This is a genomic window from uncultured Paraglaciecola sp. (assembly GCF_963977085.1).
Lineage (GTDB): Bacteria > Pseudomonadota > Gammaproteobacteria > Enterobacterales > Alteromonadaceae > Paraglaciecola.
Genome location: NZ_CAXBNC010000003.1, coordinates 201077 through 219106, shown reverse-complemented (window position 1 = coordinate 219106; position 18030 = coordinate 201077). Strand labels below are relative to the sequence as shown.

General features: G+C 40.0%; 14 protein-coding genes. 7 read left to right on the top strand and 7 right to left on the bottom strand.

Annotation, left to right across the window (positions count from 1 at the left end; all coding sequences use genetic code 11):
- Positions 1-8 precede the first annotated feature (8 nt).
- Entirely contained in the window at positions 9-1172 is a 1164-nt protein-coding gene (fadA, locus tag AAC000_RS05205) for an acetyl-CoA C-acyltransferase FadA (RefSeq protein ID WP_339720712.1), read from the top strand.
- A gap of 62 nt (positions 1173-1234) precedes the next feature.
- On the opposite strand, the gene AAC000_RS05200 is transcribed toward fadA, so the two are convergent.
- The 3 genes from AAC000_RS05200 to AAC000_RS05190 form a co-directional block, all read right to left on the bottom strand.
- Positions 1235-1702: an LEA type 2 family protein gene (locus AAC000_RS05200; protein ID WP_339720711.1), complete on the bottom strand. Its 468-nt coding sequence runs from the start codon at positions 1700-1702 to the stop codon at positions 1235-1237.
- Positions 1703-1808: 106 nt separating this feature from the next.
- Entirely contained in the window at positions 1809-2030 is a 222-nt protein-coding gene (locus tag AAC000_RS05195) for a hypothetical protein (protein ID WP_339720710.1), read from the bottom strand.
- A gap of 132 nt (positions 2031-2162) precedes the next feature.
- The gene (locus AAC000_RS05190; protein WP_339720709.1) at positions 2163-3053 is read right to left on the bottom strand and encodes a dienelactone hydrolase family protein; all 891 of its coding nucleotides are present in this window, start codon (positions 3051-3053) and stop codon (positions 2163-2165) included.
- 511 nt (positions 3054-3564) lie between these two features.
- Between AAC000_RS05190 and AAC000_RS05185 the strand changes: the two genes are divergently transcribed.
- The gene (locus AAC000_RS05185; RefSeq protein ID WP_339720708.1) at positions 3565-4230 is read left to right on the top strand and encodes a YitT family protein; all 666 of its coding nucleotides are present in this window, start codon (positions 3565-3567) and stop codon (positions 4228-4230) included.
- A gap of 125 nt (positions 4231-4355) precedes the next feature.
- Here the strand turns inward: AAC000_RS05185 and AAC000_RS05180 are convergent, their stop codons facing one another.
- From AAC000_RS05180 to AAC000_RS05170, 3 genes are all read right to left on the bottom strand, one after another.
- The gene (locus AAC000_RS05180; RefSeq protein ID WP_339720707.1) at positions 4356-4823 is read right to left on the bottom strand and encodes a Dps family protein; all 468 of its coding nucleotides are present in this window, start codon (positions 4821-4823) and stop codon (positions 4356-4358) included.
- A gap of 130 nt (positions 4824-4953) precedes the next feature.
- Positions 4954-5373: a VOC family protein gene (locus AAC000_RS05175; RefSeq protein ID WP_339720705.1), complete on the bottom strand. Its 420-nt coding sequence runs from the start codon at positions 5371-5373 to the stop codon at positions 4954-4956.
- Positions 5374-5380: 7 nt separating this feature from the next.
- Positions 5381-6793, bottom strand: a complete 1413-nt coding sequence (locus AAC000_RS05170; protein WP_339720703.1) for an aldehyde dehydrogenase family protein — start codon at positions 6791-6793, stop codon at positions 5381-5383.
- A gap of 553 nt (positions 6794-7346) precedes the next feature.
- Here AAC000_RS05170 and AAC000_RS05165 point away from each other — a divergent pair.
- Positions 7347-8981, top strand: coding sequence for a methyl-accepting chemotaxis protein (locus AAC000_RS05165; protein ID WP_339720701.1), 1635 nt, complete (start codon positions 7347-7349; stop codon positions 8979-8981).
- Positions 8982-9034: 53 nt separating this feature from the next.
- Here AAC000_RS05165 and AAC000_RS05160 read toward each other — a convergent pair whose 3' ends face one another.
- Positions 9035-11170 (bottom strand): winged helix-turn-helix domain-containing protein, encoded by a 2136-nt coding sequence (locus tag AAC000_RS05160; RefSeq protein ID WP_339720699.1) that lies wholly within the window; start codon positions 11168-11170, stop codon positions 9035-9037.
- 234 nt (positions 11171-11404) lie between these two features.
- Between AAC000_RS05160 and AAC000_RS05155 the strand changes: the two genes are divergently transcribed.
- The 4 genes from AAC000_RS05155 to AAC000_RS05140 all read left to right on the top strand — a co-directional run bounded on the left by AAC000_RS05155 (position 11405) and on the right by AAC000_RS05140 (position 17772).
- Positions 11405-12571, top strand: coding sequence for an alpha/beta hydrolase-fold protein (locus AAC000_RS05155; RefSeq protein ID WP_339720697.1), 1167 nt, complete (start codon positions 11405-11407; stop codon positions 12569-12571).
- An 18-nt stretch (positions 12572-12589) separates the two neighbouring features.
- The gene (locus AAC000_RS05150) at positions 12590-13411 is read left to right on the top strand and encodes an alpha/beta hydrolase (protein ID WP_339720695.1); all 822 of its coding nucleotides are present in this window, start codon (positions 12590-12592) and stop codon (positions 13409-13411) included.
- A 669-nt stretch (positions 13412-14080) separates the two neighbouring features.
- Positions 14081-15292 (top strand): hypothetical protein, encoded by a 1212-nt coding sequence (locus AAC000_RS05145; RefSeq protein ID WP_339720693.1) that lies wholly within the window; start codon positions 14081-14083, stop codon positions 15290-15292.
- 257 nt (positions 15293-15549) lie between these two features.
- Positions 15550-17772, top strand: coding sequence for a DUF4832 domain-containing protein (locus AAC000_RS05140; RefSeq protein ID WP_339720692.1), 2223 nt, complete (start codon positions 15550-15552; stop codon positions 17770-17772).
- Positions 17773-18030 lie beyond the last annotated feature (258 nt).

Below are 18030 nucleotides of genomic sequence, written 5' to 3'. Positions count from 1 at the left end.
AGAAGATCATGAAAGAAGTCGTAGTAGTAGATTGTATACGTACACCTATGGGTCGCTCTAAAGGCGGTATTTTTCGCAATGTGCGCGCAGAAACCTTATCTGCACACTTAATGTCAAAATTGGTCGAACGTAATCCCAATCTTGATCCTAATGACATAGAAGACATCATTTGGGGTTGCGTGCAACAAACCAAAGAGCAGGGTTTCAATATTGCTCGTAATGCACAATTATTAACCGATATCCCTCGATCTACAGGTGCGGTAACAGTAAACCGTTTATGTGGCTCATCTATGCAAGCTTTACACGACGCCACCAGCGGTATCATGTCCGGTCGCGGCGATGTGTATATGATAGGTGGTGTTGAACACATGGGACACGTGCCTATGGATTTTAATCTAGACTTTCATCCTGGCATCGCTAAACATACTGCTAGAGCATCCGGTAGCATGGGTATGACAGCTGAATTATTAGGTCGTCAAAATGGCATTACCCGGGAAATGCAAGACGCTTTTGGCGCCCGCTCACATCAACGCGCCAATCAAGCCACAATCGAAGGCCGTTGGGCAAACGAAATTGTCGCCACACAAGGCCATGATGCTGATGGCATATTAAAATCCATTAGTGTTGATGAAGTGATCCGCCCTGATTCTACTGTAGAAACCATGGCTGCCTTAAGACCGGTATTCGATCCAGTCAACGGAACAGTTACAGCTGGTACATCATCAGCCTTGTCTGATGGCGCCTCTGCTATGTTGATCATGTCTGCCGACAAAGCCAAAGCTCTAGGATTAACGCCTCGCGCTAAAATTCGTGCTATGGCAGTGGCTGGCTGTGATGCAGCTATCATGGGCTTTGGTCCAGTACCTGCCACCCAAAAAGCGTTAAAACGTGCTGGCATGACTATGGCTGACATTGAGCTGGCAGAGTTTAACGAAGCCTTTGCTGCACAAGCCCTGTCTTGTATTAAACAACTCGGCTGGATTGACAATTACGATGACAGAGTCAACTTGAATGGTGGTGCCATTGCACTAGGTCATCCTTTAGGTTGTTCTGGCTCGCGTATTTCTACAACCTTAATCAATCTAATGGAAGCCGAGGATAAATCTATCGGTTTAGCCACTATGTGTATTGGATTAGGTCAGGGGATTGCAACAATATTTGAGCGTGTTTAACTAGCTAAATATCCAATTGAAATAAGGCATTACTGTTACTCTAAGTAATGCCTTAATTTGGATTAATGAGTGCTAGGAATGCTCAAGTCACCTCGATGTGTGATGTATATAGGCAGGGCAAAAGTGCCGAGGTCTAATTTCACTTTAAGTGTGTAGGAAACAGCTTTGTCTCTTTTTTTCAAAAGATCACCAATAAGACGAATCCCCCCAAACAAATCTGCTTGAACATTGAGTTTTATGTCTGCTTCGCCATAAGCTGGCACTATGGGAAGTTGATTAGCGACACCAGAAAACACCTTATTACCTTCAATGCTAGCACTGTAGGACATGCCTTTTAAATTCAACGATATGCTGTTTGGATTTAGCACTCGCAAACCAATTTCAAAGGTGGGGTTAATGCTAGCACCAGGCAGTAATTTAAAGGAATTGACACTGACATCAGGCTCCTCAAAGTTAGGATTTAAACCAACGCATGCCGACAAGATAAAAGTAGCTATGAAGGCGATGAGTGGCTTTACAATGAGTTTCATGGTGTGTCTCCTTTAACATTCTAGAAAATTTAACGTTAAAGCCTAATCGCACCAACCCTAGATTCACTGCTTGATTGCAAACAGGCTCAACACCTGTTTAATTAGTCTATTTGTAGAGCGCCACTTTTTGTTTAATCACTTGAACTAATCGTTGTTTAACATGAGGTGTTAGCCCAAGACTGATTAAAAACGATGAAAACGCAGAAATAAATACAATACTCTTAAGGATTTTTACCCCAGTGAACAACATGGTTATTATCAAAATAGCAGCATAAGCTAATCCAATCATTCCCAAAAATAAGCACAAGCCTTTTAAATCTTTATTCACAATTTCCCCCTATTTTTACAGGCCATAATGGCTTACTCAAATACATTGGTCATTAATAAAAATGTAACTGAATTTATCAACACAGCCAACTGCAGCAGTTGCCACATTATTACTGTCAATCTGGACGAATAATTAGGCTAAATGTAGTTTAAAAAACGCTAACGTACGTGACCAAGCTAACTCAGCGGCTTTCGGATCATAACGACTAGTAGAATCATTGTGGAAACCATGTTGAGTATTCGGATAAAAGTGTGCCTTGTACTTCACATCATTGGCTTTTAATGTTGCTTCGTACTCAGGCCAAGTTGCATTCACTCTTTTATCGTTTTCAGCAAATTGCAGCAAAATAGGCGCTTTGACATTTTTAACTAGGTTACCTTTTGCAGGTGTGCCATAAAAAGGGACGGCGGCATCAATAAGCTCGGGAGTTGCAGCGGCCAACATATTGCTTACGTAACCACCAAAACAAAACCCCACAACTCCTAACTTACCTGTAGTGGAAGCATGTTGTTTCAGGTAACTGGCAGCGGCTTTAAAATCATGATCAATTTTTTCGCTGTCCATACTGCGCTGCATAGCTCGGCCATCATCGTCATTACCCGGATAGCCACCCAAAGGGAAAAGTGCATCGGGTGCAAAGGCAATAAAACCTTGCTTAGCCAAACGTCTTGCTACATCTCGGACGTAAGGATTGAGTCCACGATTCTCATGAACCACTAATACTGCTGGCGCTTTACTAGTCATTTTGCTCGGAACAACCAAATACCCACGACCTTTGCCGTGTCCTTTGGGCGATTCAAATTCTTGGTAAGTCCCTTTAATATCCTCGTCGTTAAACGACACTTGCTCAGCGAGCGCATAATTTGGGGTCAGAGCACTGGTTACCGCTCCAAGGGTAAGTCCTGCAACAGACAATGAGCCCAAACGGCTCAGAAAAGTACGTCTATCGATATCTCCATGAGCATAATCGTCATACCAATCAAAAGCTTGTTGTGGGATCTGTGTAGGGGCAATATGTGGCATAGAATGTCTCCAAAAGGGTGAAGTTGCGGATAATTAGCATAGCCGAAAAAAACACAAAAAGATCACCTTTACAAAAAAAGCTTTTCCAACCTCTTGCGTTAAAAATTTCACCTTTGTGTTTACAGCTTAAAACCATAAAACATCTAGCCACTTTAATAATCGTTGACTGTCTCGACACTGATTATAGGCGCCAATGTCACGGCTAAACCCAATATAATTAGTGGTTAGCAAAATACTAAAGCAAACTAAAAAAGGGAATTAAAACACTCTAATTTCGTGTATTCACTGCTAATCATGGTGAGGCTGTAAATTTCACCTCACACCTTGTAAACATCTCTTCTACAGGGTGTTTACAAAAGCAACCATAGTCGTAAAGTATACGGTACTTTGCCGCAACTCCAGCCACAAACTGATCAGTTAGATGAACTAACAATACAAGCCTAAATCTGTAAAATGCGCGCCTCACTTTATTCGCGTGTTTTTTCGCCTATTTTTATTTTGAGGTATATCAGTGAATTTTCCTAAGCACAGATTTTATGAAGACGTACTCGCACTTTTTTGTGCAGGGGTATTAGTGTCTTTCGGTGTGGTATTGTTTGGCACACACAACTTACTGACTGGTGGCACTGCTGGCATCGCCATTATTGGCACACATATTATTGATATGAACTTTGGGCTACTATTTTTCTTGGTGAATATACCTTTTTACTACATCGCTTGGACCCAATTAAGTAAACGCTTCACTATTAATACCTTTATTTCAGTCACTATGGTGTCTGTCATGACAGAACAGATAGGGCATTTAATTACTATTAAAAGCATTCACCCGTTATTTGCCACCATAGCTGGCGGCATGTTAATTGGTGTGGGTTTATTGATTATGTTTAGGCATAAATCCAGCCTTGGCGGCTTAGGTATTTTAGCCTTGTATCTACAAAGTAAATTTAATATTCGCGCCGGTAATTTTGGATTATTGGTCGACTCGATGATTCTAGGGTCATCGATGTTTATTTTTAATTTCGATATTGTGATTTTATCTGTGATTGGTGCTATCACTCTAAATCTATTAATCGCAGTCAATCATAAACCAGGCAGGTATCAAGCTTATTTAGAGCCTAAAAAATCGAAAAACAAAGACACAACATTAGAAGAAGAGTTATTAAAAGTCGCTCGTTGAGAAAGGCTTTGAAACCCTAAAAAGCCCAAAATATTTTAGTATATTTTGGGCCCTTAATTTTAGAGAATATTAGAAATTAGAAGCTAGAAGCTAGATGCTAGATGCTAGATGCTAGATGCTAGATTTTAGCTTAACGCTCGTAACATCCATGCGGTTTTTTCATGAATCCGCATTCTGTCAGATACTAGGGCAGCGGTAGATTCGTCATCTGCTTGCTGGGCGCTAGATAACACTTTACGGCAGGTTTTTACAACGGCTTCATGGCCAGCTAGAAGTATTTTGACCATTTCCGTTCCGGAAGGCACACCATCTACTTCTTTGATCGAACTCAAACTAGCAAATTCTTTATAAGTGCCTGGTGCAGCCACATCTAGGGTACGGATACGTTCGGCGATATCATCAACCGCTACAGCCAACTCAGTATAATGTTCTTCGAACATTAGATGTAATTCTCTGAATTGCGCTCCGGTAACATTCCAATGAAAGTTATGGGTTTGCAAATACAAAGTATAAGAATCTGCTAACAGACACTTCAGCCCCTGAGCGATGACTTCTCTGTCTTTCTCATTGATACCAATATTGATATTACTCATTATTTTTTTTCCTGTTGGTAGAGAATGTAGAACAAGATTAGGCCTTATTAGGTTAGATTGCTAATGAATATTCTTAAACAATTCAATCTATTAAACTAATCAGCACTAAAATCTTAATAGGTTATTCACATTAACTGGCAAACAGCTGTTGCATGTCCTGAAATGCTTTAAATTCTAAAGCATTGCCACTAGGATCATGAAAAAACATCGTCCCCTGCTCACCTATCTGCCCTTCAAATCGTATGTGCGGCTCAATCACAAAATCTATGGAACTGGCTTTAAGTTTATCGGCTAATTGTTGCCAATCTTGCCAAGGCAAAACCACACCAAAATGTGGCACCGGCACGTCATGATTATCGACTTGGTTATGATTAGGCAAACTTGGCATCGAACTCACTAGGTGAGTCACCAATTGATGTCCAAAAAAATTCCAGTCAATCCATTGCTCGGAATAACGACCTTTTTCACAGCCTAATAATCCGCCATAAAAAGCATTTGCGTGTTCCAAATCGATCACTGGGATCGCAAGGTGGAAAGGAGTCAGTGTCATATCTCACCTATATCAATTTTTTCAAAAGCTTAAATTTCTTATCTGTAAAAGGCGGATATCGTAATGGCACATCAAACCAAAAACTGCGCTTCATTACCGTTTTTAGGTGACTAAAATTGTCAAATCCTATTTTACCATGATACGCACCTGTACCACTGTTACCCACACCACCAAAAGGTAAGTTAGGATTAGCAGCAAACATAAATCCGTCGTTAATACAGACCATGCCGGCGCTAGTGGACCTTAAAACTTGCTGTTCGAAGTGAGTATTTTTACTGAACAGGTACAAAGCTAATGGTTTTTCACGTTTGTTTACATAAGGTATTGCCTGACTAATAGTATCTACCGTAATTATGGGTAAAATCGGCCCAAAAATTTCTTCTTGCATAAGTAAACTGTCAGCGCTTGGGTCTAACACTATTGTGGGTTCAATGTATTTGTTAGCTATATCATGATGGCCACCATGCACTACATTTTGCTCTGCCAAGTACTTGATGATGCGGGAACAGTGACGTTCACTTACTATCCGCCCATAATCTTTAGAAATTGCCACATCGGCACCATAAAACGCAGTGATTTTGTTTTTAAGTGCTTCTATTAGTTGTCCAGCAAAAGACTTTTCTACTAGCACATAATCAGGAGCAACACAGGTCTGGCCTGCATTCATCCATTTACTCCAGACTATTCTAGCGGCGGTAACATCTAAGTCGGTGGAGCTATCAACGATACAAGGGCTTTTTCCACCCAGCTCTAAAGTAACAGGTGTGAGAAATTCAGCAGCAGCTCGCATCACAATCTTACCGACTACATCACCACCGGTATAAATAATATGATCAAATTTATGTTTGAGTAATTCAGTGGTCTCCTCTACTGCGCCTTCCACCACATCTATGGCATCATTATCTAAATATTGCGAAACCATTTTTGCCAATAAGCCAGACATATTGGCTGATAACTCTGAAGGCTTAATTAGCGCGCAATTACCGGCAGAAATAGCTGCAACAAGTGGTGACAAAACCAGTAACAAAGGATAATTCCATGCACCAATAATCAAAATGGTACCTAAAGGCTCTGGCAATATATAACTTTTACCCGGTTGAGCGACAATTGGGGTTGAGACCTTGCGGGGTTTCATCCATTTTTTAAGATGTTTAATTGAATGCTCAACCTCGCTTACTACCCCCCCTAGCTCAGCAGTCCATGATTCCATATCACAGCGACCTAAATCTTTTTGCATCGCAACAAAAATGTCATCTTGTTGTTCAAGCACCATCTTTTTGATTTGTTCGAGCTGCGTAACACGCCAAGCAAATGACTTAGTATTGCCAGTGGCAAAGGTGTTGTTTAATGACTGAATCTTAGGTGCAATATCAGCAACTAAAGTGGCAGTGAATGCTGCAGATTGAGTGTTAGTTTGCATCGAATACCTCTGGTGATTTTATCCACTACATATCTTATCCCATAAAGTGCCAAGAGGATCACCTGGGAATTGAATTAATTCACCCTAGGCAAAGCCTAAACACCACAACAAAAAAACTAAGCCTGATTGATAACAGGTTTAAATAAAATCCCCTCTGTGCAAAATATGATTAATTAACGAATATTTTTACCTGAACAATTTGTAACGCACCTCACAATTTTGTTATTTGGGCTATTACCCCTCTCATTCCAAGGCATTCACCAAAGGAAAATGACTCTCTAGAGAAATCAAATCAAAAGTCACTTGTTGTACTTTCCCTAATGCCACCTCAGCACCATCAGCACATACAACAAACTCATTCCCCAGACGCTAAATCAAAAAACACATTGAGCCTCAACGGCACCTATGGCCAGAATGTTTGTTTGATTCACTGCTAAAAACTCATTATATTCGATGAACAACCGCTTATTTAAAGAACAAAAAAAATACATCATTAACAATCTATCACTTTCAGCCGTTATAAATTAATCAGCGCGGTATTAGGGAATAAATAATGCAATTAATTCGCTCTCAGGTAAGAAACAAAATTCTATTGCTATTGGTTTGCTCGATGTCGGTCATTGTTATGACAGTATTTATAGGCGTTGCGTCTATCAACGATGCGATGACTGGTTATTCTGAAAGTGTTAATAAAGACACAAAAATCATGCTAGAAGTCGCTGATTTAAATGTACAATTTAAGACGCAAGTGCAAGAGTGGAAAAACACCTTGATCAGAGGGAAAGATCCAGAGCAGTTGCGTAAATATTGGGAACGCTTTAATCAATCAGCCATTAAAATACAATCGAGCTATCAAAATTTATTACAGACCATGGACAATAGCGATCCCGCTATGGTGTATATTCAAAAATTTTCCCAAAATTACCCTGATATGTTATCCGCTTATCGCGCCGGATATGATGTGTTTATAGAGTCCAACAAAAATATTGCACAGGCAGATAGCAGCGTTGCCGGTATAGATAGGGAACCCACAGAGAATCTCATTTTAGCCGTAGATGCCGTCAGTAAAAGTATCTTAGGACTCAAAGCTAAAAATGAATCTAAAGCACAATCGACGTTTTTATTTACTAAAGCCAGCACAGTCATCATCATTATTCTTATATTGGTAGGGATCAGTTGGTTTATCAACGCTAAAATTATCTCCCCACTTAAATCCATAACCTTAGCATCTCAAAAAATCGCAGAAGGCGACTTTACTGATGAAATCAATAACAAAAATCCTGATGAAATTGGTCAAGTTGCCAGAAATTTTATACAAATTCAGGAGGGGTTAAGTAAAGTATTACAGCAAATTTTCAACGATATAAAAGGCTTAGGGAAGATAATTGAAAACATGTTTAACGCTTTCAAGAAGGTAAAACTAAGTTTAAGCATTCAAACCCAAGAAACCTCAAAGCTTGCCGAGAATATGCAAAAACTGTCTGAGTCGAATAATTCCGTAAGTAATGCAATTTCTGAGGCGAATTCATTGGTCAGTGACAGTGCCGAGCTCACAGACGCTGGACAGGCTATGTTTAAGGAAAACTTGAACACCAGTCAAAATATGCTCAAAGCCACAAATCATGCTTCAAGTATCATTGCTGACTTAAAAACAGATACCGACAATATTGGAAATGTTGTTAATGTTATTAATGGTATTGCAGATCAAACCAATTTATTGGCACTCAATGCTGCAATTGAGGCAGCTCGAGCAGGAGAGTCAGGCAGAGGATTTGCAGTAGTGGCAGACGAAGTGAGAAGTTTGGCCACTAAAACCCAAGAATCAACCAAACAAATATCTGACAATATTAGCAAACTACAGAGCGAAGCTGATAGTGCGGTACAGGCAATGTCTCAGGGGAAAGATCAAGCTGAAATTAGCTTGTCACAAACAGAAAAATCCCAAGAATTTATCGATTCACTACACAAAATCATCATGCAAATTAGGCGTTTACATGGTGTTATCGAAGTAGAAATGGATGGTCAATTGGAACAAACAGATACCATTAATCAAGCTATAAACAATATTGAATTACAAAATACTCAATCGCTGCAAGAAGCCCAAATCATGGAAGAAACATCGGAAAAACTAGCAGAAATTTACCAACATATTGAGTCATCAACAAAAGAATTAAAGATCAGAACTTAATGCTACTTTGCCGCATAACAAAGGCGGCAATCACAACTTTGTAATCTAGCCATTTAATCCATGGTTCGATGCACATCACCTTCTAAACTTTCTACATCACTTAAGATGATATTGCCGTCGTATACGTCATAGCTAGAAAATCCCTTTGAAGGGTATTTTTGGGAATTCTCTGTGTTGCTCAATGAAACCGCGTTTAAGTAATCAATACCCTTTTCAGAACTGCCATAATACAAAGTATTAGCATCAATTTTCACATGAAAAAAACCATCAGGTAAGGTTACTTGGGTGCTGCTAAATTTCTGTTGTTTAGCGTCTGCTTTAGTACTTTTAGTCATAACATGAGTGCGAAATAAAGCGTTGCTTCGCCGTTCAATAAAGTAACTATATTCAGGATGTTGCTGATCAGATAGCCCATAGGCCCATTCGCCACTTATCTCTTTAACTCTATTATCCTGCAAACTAATCACTACTAACTCAGGTATACCATTTTTAACCTTAGTTATCGCAGCATCATGTATCGACAACCAATCTACAGAGATAATTGGGGCGTTACTCGTAAAAATAAGATGTTCAGGTTTGAGTGTGGTTAACGGGACCAACTGACTCAAATCGCTTGTGGGGATTGCGTATACTTTATTTTCTACGTTTAACAACACACGCTTATCATCCCCAGAAATAGCCATGTAACCTAACCAATCAGATGAGGAGAAGTTGCTGACTATCTCGGCTTTATTGGTGTGGTAGTTTCCTAGGTAGAGTTGCTGGCGGCCACTGCGTTTTGAAATAAACAAATACTCTAAACTATGATGGAATAGCGTGGGGTAAACATCTGCAACTGCTGAGTTGTCAATATTATCTACTTGGCTTGGTGCAACTAACCAGCGGTTACTAAAATTTTTCTGCTCTGTACTAAAAAGTAAGTTCTTTCCATCTGGAAACAGTGACATTCTTGGAGACAAATTTTCAGAAACACTCACAAACTGGCTGGCATTTTTGCCATACAAATCACTCTTAATAATTTGTTTGGCAGGCGCTGCGCCATAGTAGTAAATTTGCTCTGAATCATGATGCCAAATCGCTTCACTAACATGATAGTCAAAGGTCAAACCTTCAGTCATTTGGTTATCAAGTAAATTGAGTACTAATAACTGGGTTTTGTAATCGCTATCAGCGCTCATTACCAATAGTTTATTGCCATCAGGTGATATATCAATACTGTAATGACCTCTACCCCGAGGTTCAACTTGGGTAACAAAACGATGTTTTTTCGTGGTTAAATCATAAGCATAGATTTGATTTGGCCAAAAATTCTGAGGTTGGGCTGCGTAATAGACGACTTTTTTACTAATATGGTAATCAAGGTCTTTAATCCGTTTACCATTGCAAGCAAATAACTTTTTAGTATTGAGCCATTCTTTATTCTTGCTAATCAAGGCTTGATAAACACCACAACTGTCTGGCTTTTTATCATGGTAGAGAAGGTGAGTAGTTTCTTTTTCTAGCCCAGCAACTACAGCAAAAATATTGCTAATGCTGGTGTTCCCTATGTCGACTTCGGTTATTTTTGCGGTATTAACGTCTTTTATATAGAGTGAATATGCTGTGTTTTCGGACGTTCTTTTTAAAAAGTACAAGTCATTAGCATTGGGGTGCATTCGTGCCGACTCTTCCGCACCATTTGCACGCGTTAGCGAGATGCTATAGCGACTTGTATCTTTGTTGTTACTTTTAAATATTTGCCAAATAACCCAAGCAAAAAATAGCAACATTAGGGTAATGATTGTTTTGTTAGGGTAACTCTTTAGTTTGCTTGGTTGATTGTTAGCCGTTTTTTCGGATTGTTCGCCTTTAGGCTGGTCTATAAGAATTGAGTTTGGGTCTTGAAGCGTACTCACTTCACAAATGAGTCGATAACCGCGTTTTGGAATGGTTTGAATGTACCTAGGGTTTTGGGCGTCGTCAGACAGTAGCTTACGCAAGTTGGCAACCATCTTATTGATGGCATTGTCGGTAACAAGGGAGTTTTCCCACAATTTATCTAAAATATCTTGCCTAGAAATAATGCTATTAGGGTGATCTACAAATAGCAGCAATAGCTCAAACAATTTAGGTTCTATGGCTAACTCATCGTCACCGCAAAATAATCTTGCCTGTTTACAATCAAGGATGAATTCGCCAAGCTGGAGCATAAGTTATTGTTTCTAATCTAAATTCGTTACATACCACACTAAGTTTATCACGTTGTTAATTCGTAACAAAAGCCAACCACATGAATAAATTTCTAATCTCTATCGCATTCAAAGCGAACTAGCAGAATTCACCTTTTGTTCACCTTTTTTCCTCGAATATTCATTACACGAGGAAAAGAAAATGTAACTGTAATTCAATATTTATTACCTAAAGTTACAGGCAAGACTACTTCTATGATTAAACTAATTGTTAGCATTTTTATTGTTGCACTGCTCGCTAATATTACTCATGCCAAGGTACGAGGTGAGTCCAGGACTGAGCGCTTAGCGTCAAAAATATTGGCGGAAGAAAGGGAGTTATTAATTTATCTTCCAAATAACTATCAACAAAATACAACGCTAAACTACCCGGTACTATTTTTACTTGATGGTCAGAGAAACTTTGCTCACGCAGCTGGCACCTTAGATTTGCTAAATCAATCTAATATGGCCCAAGAGATGATTATTGTCGCCATTTTAAATACCCACCGAACGAGAGACTTTACCCCAACGTATGATCAGAGTTATAACCAGTGGGGCATATCGGGTGGCGCAGATAATTTTCTTGATTTTATTGAACAAGAACTTATCCCCTATGTGAATAAACAATACCGCACTAATCACTTTAAGATACTGTCTGGTCACTCCTTAGGCGGTCTATTGTCTATTTATGCATTGCAATCTAGGCCAAAACTTTTCCAAGCCTACTTCGCTTTTAGCCCCAGTTTATGGTGGCATGATCAAATAATATTCAAAGATGCCAAAAACTTTTTAACTCGTACTGCAACGCTACATAAATATTTATACATCAATATGGGTAATGAAGGTGGCCATATGTTGAGTACCTTTGAACGCTACAAGCAGCTGTTAAAGGAACATGCGCCTAAAAACTTGGCATTTAATGCTGAGTTAAACACCGCGGAAAACCATAATACAACCGCACTTGTTGGGCATTCTCTAGCCTATCGTTACTTAAATACCACATTACAAGCGCCTAAAGACGTGGTCGCCAATGGCATACCTGCTATAGAGCAGTTTTTCAAAACTCAGTCTGAAAAGTATGCTTATCAGTCGATACCTAGTTACCGAGCTATCAACAGAGCTGGGTACAATGCTTTAAATAAAAAGGACTTTGCAACGGCCATCAAAATATTCGAAGCCAACGTAAAAACCTACCCGCACAAGGCTGATGCTTACGACAGTTTAGCTGATGGCCTTGAAGCAAATGGCGACCTTAACAATGCGTTAAAGGCACGAGGCTTGGCTATTACAAAAAGTAGTAGTGAAAATGTTGAAAGTAATGCCTTTAAGACTCGCTACGTCAATCTGCTCAATTCAATCACCGAAAAAAACGCCAATTAACCTAAGAAGGAAATGTACATGCGTTCATTTATATTACTGGTTGTATTTTTAAGTTTTACTGCTCAATCTCACGAAACCATTTCCCGAGCTGATATTGGTGAATTTTATATAGAATACCAATCGAAAGGGGACTCAGATTTTGTCATTTTACTCGAAACGGGCTCTGGTGGTGATCTACATCGCTGGGATAACATCTTTGATGACTTAGCGAATTTAGGTCACACTATTCGGTATACAAGAGTTGGTAATGAAAATCCAAGCCAACTTAAAAGACAGTTTAGTGCAGAAGAATACTCAGCCCACCTTGATGCCTTCTTAACAACATTAAATATTTCAAAGCCTATAGTCGTTATTTCCCATTCCTACGGAGCACTGATTACCCGGATGTTTGCAGCCAACTTTCCAGAAAGAGTGGCTGGCATGTTGTTAATTGATCCTAATACAGAAGCTGATAACGACATTATGCGAAGTATTAATTTAGAAGAGGCCAATAGAGAAATTGCAGGCTGGATTGAGCAAGGTTCGAAAAACGGCATGGCGAATGACTTTTTAGATTTTTGGGCTAGGCGACACATGCCCGGTTATCCTCAGATAAAAGATATCCCAGTCACTGTGCTTATCAGTTCAAAAAAATATGAACCCACTCCGCACATTTTTTTCACTGATGAAGGCCGTGCTAAAAAAGCAAAATGGCATAAAGACTGGGTCTCGAATTTCCCACAAGGTAAAGCAATTGTCACCACCCAAAGTGGACATTCTATCGATCTGACAGAGCCTGAATTAGTCTTTAACGAATTAAAAATTATTATCAACACATTGAAAATGTCACTGCAACAATAGAGCATGACAAAATTATTGGCTTGTAATGCCTACTCCCTTCAGTTTAATTCCGCTGACGAGTATTGCTGCCCCAAAAGAAATGTTTACTAACGCAAGAAAATAGTCATTTCCACAATAAAACAGGCATCAATAGTGTTCTTTTGGTACATATACCTTTATTAGATTTGGCTTAGTTGTACTTATATTTTCACTACCCAGCAATATTTTCAAACACATTGAGTAGACCCCCTATTGAGTCTGAATATAAATTGGCAGAGCCCCCGACACCTGACAACTTGTAATTGTGCATAATCTAGAAAAGTGGTTTAACTAAGCGTTATTTGCCCGCCTAGTGTTAAGACGAAAAGATTGATCGTCTATTTACTATTTAACGCGCCACAAAACAACCAAACGAAAGCAACTCGAAACAAGCACATTTCAACAATTCAAATTAAATCAAAATTTAATCATTTTAATTCCATTGCATTTCATTTATAGTTTATTTTGAAACGCATTAATCTTTCATCTTGTTTGTTGTAGTTTCAATATAATAAAAAAAAAGGTGATCGGCGTTATATATACCATTGGAAATGTTAATGGCACATTCGTAACGATATTAAGAAAAAATAGCCGTCTATATATTAATAATTAGGCATTCACCAAAGAGAACATTCAGCAGAGCAATTACTTATGAAGAATTTAAAATATATTTTTGTACTTAGTTTACTGGCTACAACTATAACGGGTTGTTGGGAGCAGAGTCTGGACAGTAATGTTGAGCCTGTTGATGAAGCCCTAGTAGCAGCGGTTGCCGCAGCAGAAGCAGCAGCGGAAGCAGAGGCCGAAGCTGCAGCAGAAGCCGCTGCAATTGCCGCCGCCGAAGCTGCTGCTGCCGCGGCTGCCGAAGCAGCAGCGAGTGCCAATGTAGCGCTGATCACTGAAACAGATGATGATATAAGCCCTCTTGGCAATGATATTGATTATGTTTCTTACAAAATAGTGGGCACCGACTTAGTCATATCACAAGCGCATAAAGCACCTAAAGATGCTTGGCACACCATACGGGTATATTTGAACACTGATGATAGTGACACTACTTCTACGCCAATGCCCGGCGGAGCACCAAGCCTGACTGGACTGGTTGCTGAGTATGGTTATATTTTTGAATACACGGGAGAAGGGTGGAATTCATCGAAACAAGTTGTATCCGAAGGTGTTTGGAGTAGTGCGGACTCAACTGCCACCGCAACAGGTGGCGATACTGTCATTACTACTATAACGATCCCGTTAAGTGAAATTGGGGATCCTGATGACGTAACAGCAATCAAAACTATGTTTGTTGGTACAGGAGCTGGTTGGGGGAATGACCAAGCACCAAATGACGGAATGTATCAACATGTCAAACCAATCGTAATCGAAATTGAAGAAACAGATGAAGATATCAGCCCACTTGGTAATGATATTGCCTCGGTTTCAGTTGCCATGGACGATGCGAGTTTAGTCGTTACACAAACGCACAAAGCAGCCAAAGATGCTTGGCATACCATTCGGGTATATTTGAATACTGATGATAGTGATACAGCAACTACGCCATTGCCTGGTGGAGCAGCAAGCTTAACTGGCTTAAGTGCAGAGTATGCTTATAACTTTGAATATACTGGAGAAGGTTGGAACCCTTCGAAAAACGATGCAGATCAAGGCGTTTGGGTCGCAGCTGAAACTACAGCAACTGCACAAGGTGGTGATTCTATAATCACAACTATGACCATTCCTTTAAGTGAAATTGGTAATCCAACAGATATAACCACAATCAAAATGATGTTTGTAGGCACCGGAGCGGGTTGGGGAACTGATCAAGCACCAGACACTGGTATGTTTGATTACTCTGCTGAAGCACCTTAAGCACTTATTATTTAGCTAGATAAAACGGTGTCTTAGTTAGACACCGTTTTGCTTCAAGCCTTCACAAGGTTAATCCTCTTATTACATGCTAAATGCCACTGTTCAACAAGTAATAAGACTATATGCCCATAACCAAAAGACTGGATCGCAATAGCAGCACAGATCTTTTTCGGTTCTATCAATTTTATTGGCAAACTCGCCACATTATTTCCAGCACTCAGGTTAAGCCTGACGGATACACAGCAGAGTAATGACTTATGAAAAACGCTAACAGTATATTGGCTCTTAGTTTACTACTCACCACTCTAGTAGCTTGTGGGGGCGGCGGTAGCGGACAAAAAGCAGACATTGATGCGCCTATAGCGCCAGTACCTGAACCAATACCAGAACCAATTCCCAGCACTGAGCCAGAAACTGAACCTCTAGCAGGCTTTACTGTGATTAAAAAGCAGTATTTAAAGTCTGATGAAGATATTGCTAACCCTGGCAGAGGTTTTTATCAGCATACAGAAACACAAACGAGCTCTTTTAGCCCATTGAGCAAAGCCGAATTAATCGCGAATAGAAACGACTATCAAGCCTCTGATGGGAGTTATAGCGTAAAAAGCACCATAATTTTACGGGCCTTTATATTAGATAACTATGTGAACAATCCCATATTGTCTAATCAGACTTTAACCAACATTCAGGGCGATTTTGATATTGCTCGTGCAGCTGGCATTAAAATGATAGTGCGTTTTTATTATCATAAAAATTCCACTGCGCCTTACGGCGATCCTGAAAAAGAAGTCATTCTTGCCCATATCCAGCAATTAAAGCCAATCTTGACTGCTAATGCCGATGTTATATTGGCGCTGCAACAAGGTTTTATTGGTGCTTGGGGTGAACAATACTATACCGACAACTTTAGCCCTGCTGGCGATGTCACAGCAAGTTATACACAGCAAAACTGGATTGATAGAAATGAGGTAATAACAGCATTGTTAACTGCCATCGATGCACAAACTATGCTGCAAGTGAGAACGCCACAAGCCAAACAAAAATTCATCTACGGCGCAGATGCAGCCATTACTTCAGGACTAAACGGCACCCCGGGGAGTTTAACCGCCGACAACGCTTTTAGTGGCCAAGACATTGCCCGCGTTGGTTTTCATAACGATTGTTTTTTGACTGACGCTTCTGATACTGGCACCTATGCAGATTATGGAACGGCTGGTGGCACTAAAAAAGGAAATGCAATAGGGATCTTTAAAAACTACCACAAAAATGACAGCCAATTTGTGTTGGTTGGTGGCGAAACCTGCAAAGACGAAAGCTGGGCAACACCGCCTGAGCCATATGCCAATGATTGTAGTGATAACGTGGTGAATACCATGGACGAACTGAATTATAGCTACCTAAATGCTGATTATAACAATTCCGTTAATAATGATTGGACCGAAGGTGCCAATGCCTGCATGGAAGAGATTAAAAACAAGTTGGGTTATCGCTTTTCGATGACCAGCTCTACCGCCGTGATGACAGCTAAGGCCGGCAATTATATCCCATTTTTATTAACCATAAACAATGAGGGTTTCACATCACCTGTCACCCCCATGGAAATACGCCTTATTTTAAAACACCAAGTCACAGCCGCAGAAACAACCATAGTGTTAGACGTTACTCGTAATGATATCCGCACTTGGCAACCAGGCACGACTGAACTCGGTGAATATATTAAGTTGCCAGATGACTTAGCGATAGGCGATTACGATTTATCTATACATATAGCCGACATGTCGAATAATGGTGCAATTGCGGCACGCCCTGAATACAGCATGCAACTGGCTAATATTGACACTTGGGATGCAACCAGCGGATACAATAACTTAGCGCAAACTATCAGTGTTGAGCCTTTTATGGCCGGTGATGTTAAAAATACGCAACCTACAGAGCCGTTAATTACGGTCCCTGAACCTACAACTCCAGCCGAGCCATCCATGGTTAATATATCCATCGATGGCGACACTAGCGATTGGGATAATGTTCCCTTGCTTGCGAGTGCTGAAAATCAACAAGCCTTGTCCCTAAAAGTAACAGATGATGAAACCTACCTATATGTGGCTATTGTAGGCATAGGAATGGGGCCACACTTCGATCTTTTTATCAATACAGACGGTGATAGCGCCACTGGCTTTCAATCTTTCGATTGGCCGTTATCGGGCGCGGATTATTTAATTCAACAAGACACAGTTGGTGTTATTAATTTACATAAATCAACAGGTTCTGATTGGAGTTGGCAACAACAAACCACCACTAGCATTGAAGCGAATAGTACCAATCAATTTGTTGAGCTAAAAATCGAAAAAGCTAACTTTGAAGGTATGAATGCCAGCATAAGTTTCGGCTTAAATGATATTGATGCGCAGTGGCAAGTGCAATCGCGCTTACCATTAACCTCAGAAGTCATGGCACCTTATACTTTGTCAGCGGTTGAGTAAGACCTAGAATGATGTAAAGCCTAAGATAAACGCTTTACAAGAATTGGGGCAGTTAATCTGGTAAGGGTTAACTGCTTTTTTGTTTCTCAAACAATTCATTGGCAAACAAATTGCGTTACAGAAATAGAGTCTGATAGTTGGCTTTGGGCGATCAGAAAACAGTCGACGACGATCACCCCTATTGCTGGTTTACTTAGATTGCGGTCAGTGACATCCTCTCGACTATCTACCGGATGCAATCTGTTCCAACCGCTAACC

Coding starts and splice junctions, on each gene's coding strand:
- AAC000_RS05170 (WP_339720703.1), bottom strand. CDS start 6,793: ATGCAAACTAACACTCAATCTGCAGCATTCACTGCCACTTTAGTTGCT.
- AAC000_RS05165 (WP_339720701.1), top strand. CDS start 7,347: ATGCAATTAATTCGCTCTCAGGTAAGAAACAAAATTCTATTGCTATTG.
- AAC000_RS05160 (WP_339720699.1), bottom strand. CDS start 11,170: ATGCTCCAGCTTGGCGAATTCATCCTTGATTGTAAACAGGCAAGATTA.
- AAC000_RS05190 (WP_339720709.1), bottom strand. CDS start 3,053: ATGCCACATATTGCCCCTACACAGATCCCACAACAAGCTTTTGATTGG.
- AAC000_RS05200 (WP_339720711.1), bottom strand. CDS start 1,702: ATGAAACTCATTGTAAAGCCACTCATCGCCTTCATAGCTACTTTTATC.
- fadA (WP_339720712.1), top strand. CDS start 9: ATGAAAGAAGTCGTAGTAGTAGATTGTATACGTACACCTATGGGTCGC.
- AAC000_RS05145 (WP_339720693.1), top strand. CDS start 14,081: ATGAAGAATTTAAAATATATTTTTGTACTTAGTTTACTGGCTACAACT.
- AAC000_RS05140 (WP_339720692.1), top strand. CDS start 15,550: ATGAAAAACGCTAACAGTATATTGGCTCTTAGTTTACTACTCACCACT.
- AAC000_RS05175 (WP_339720705.1), bottom strand. CDS start 5,373: ATGACACTGACTCCTTTCCACCTTGCGATCCCAGTGATCGATTTGGAA.
- AAC000_RS05155 (WP_339720697.1), top strand. CDS start 11,405: ATGATTAAACTAATTGTTAGCATTTTTATTGTTGCACTGCTCGCTAAT.
- AAC000_RS05150 (WP_339720695.1), top strand. CDS start 12,590: ATGCGTTCATTTATATTACTGGTTGTATTTTTAAGTTTTACTGCTCAA.
- AAC000_RS05180 (WP_339720707.1), bottom strand. CDS start 4,823: ATGAGTAATATCAATATTGGTATCAATGAGAAAGACAGAGAAGTCATC.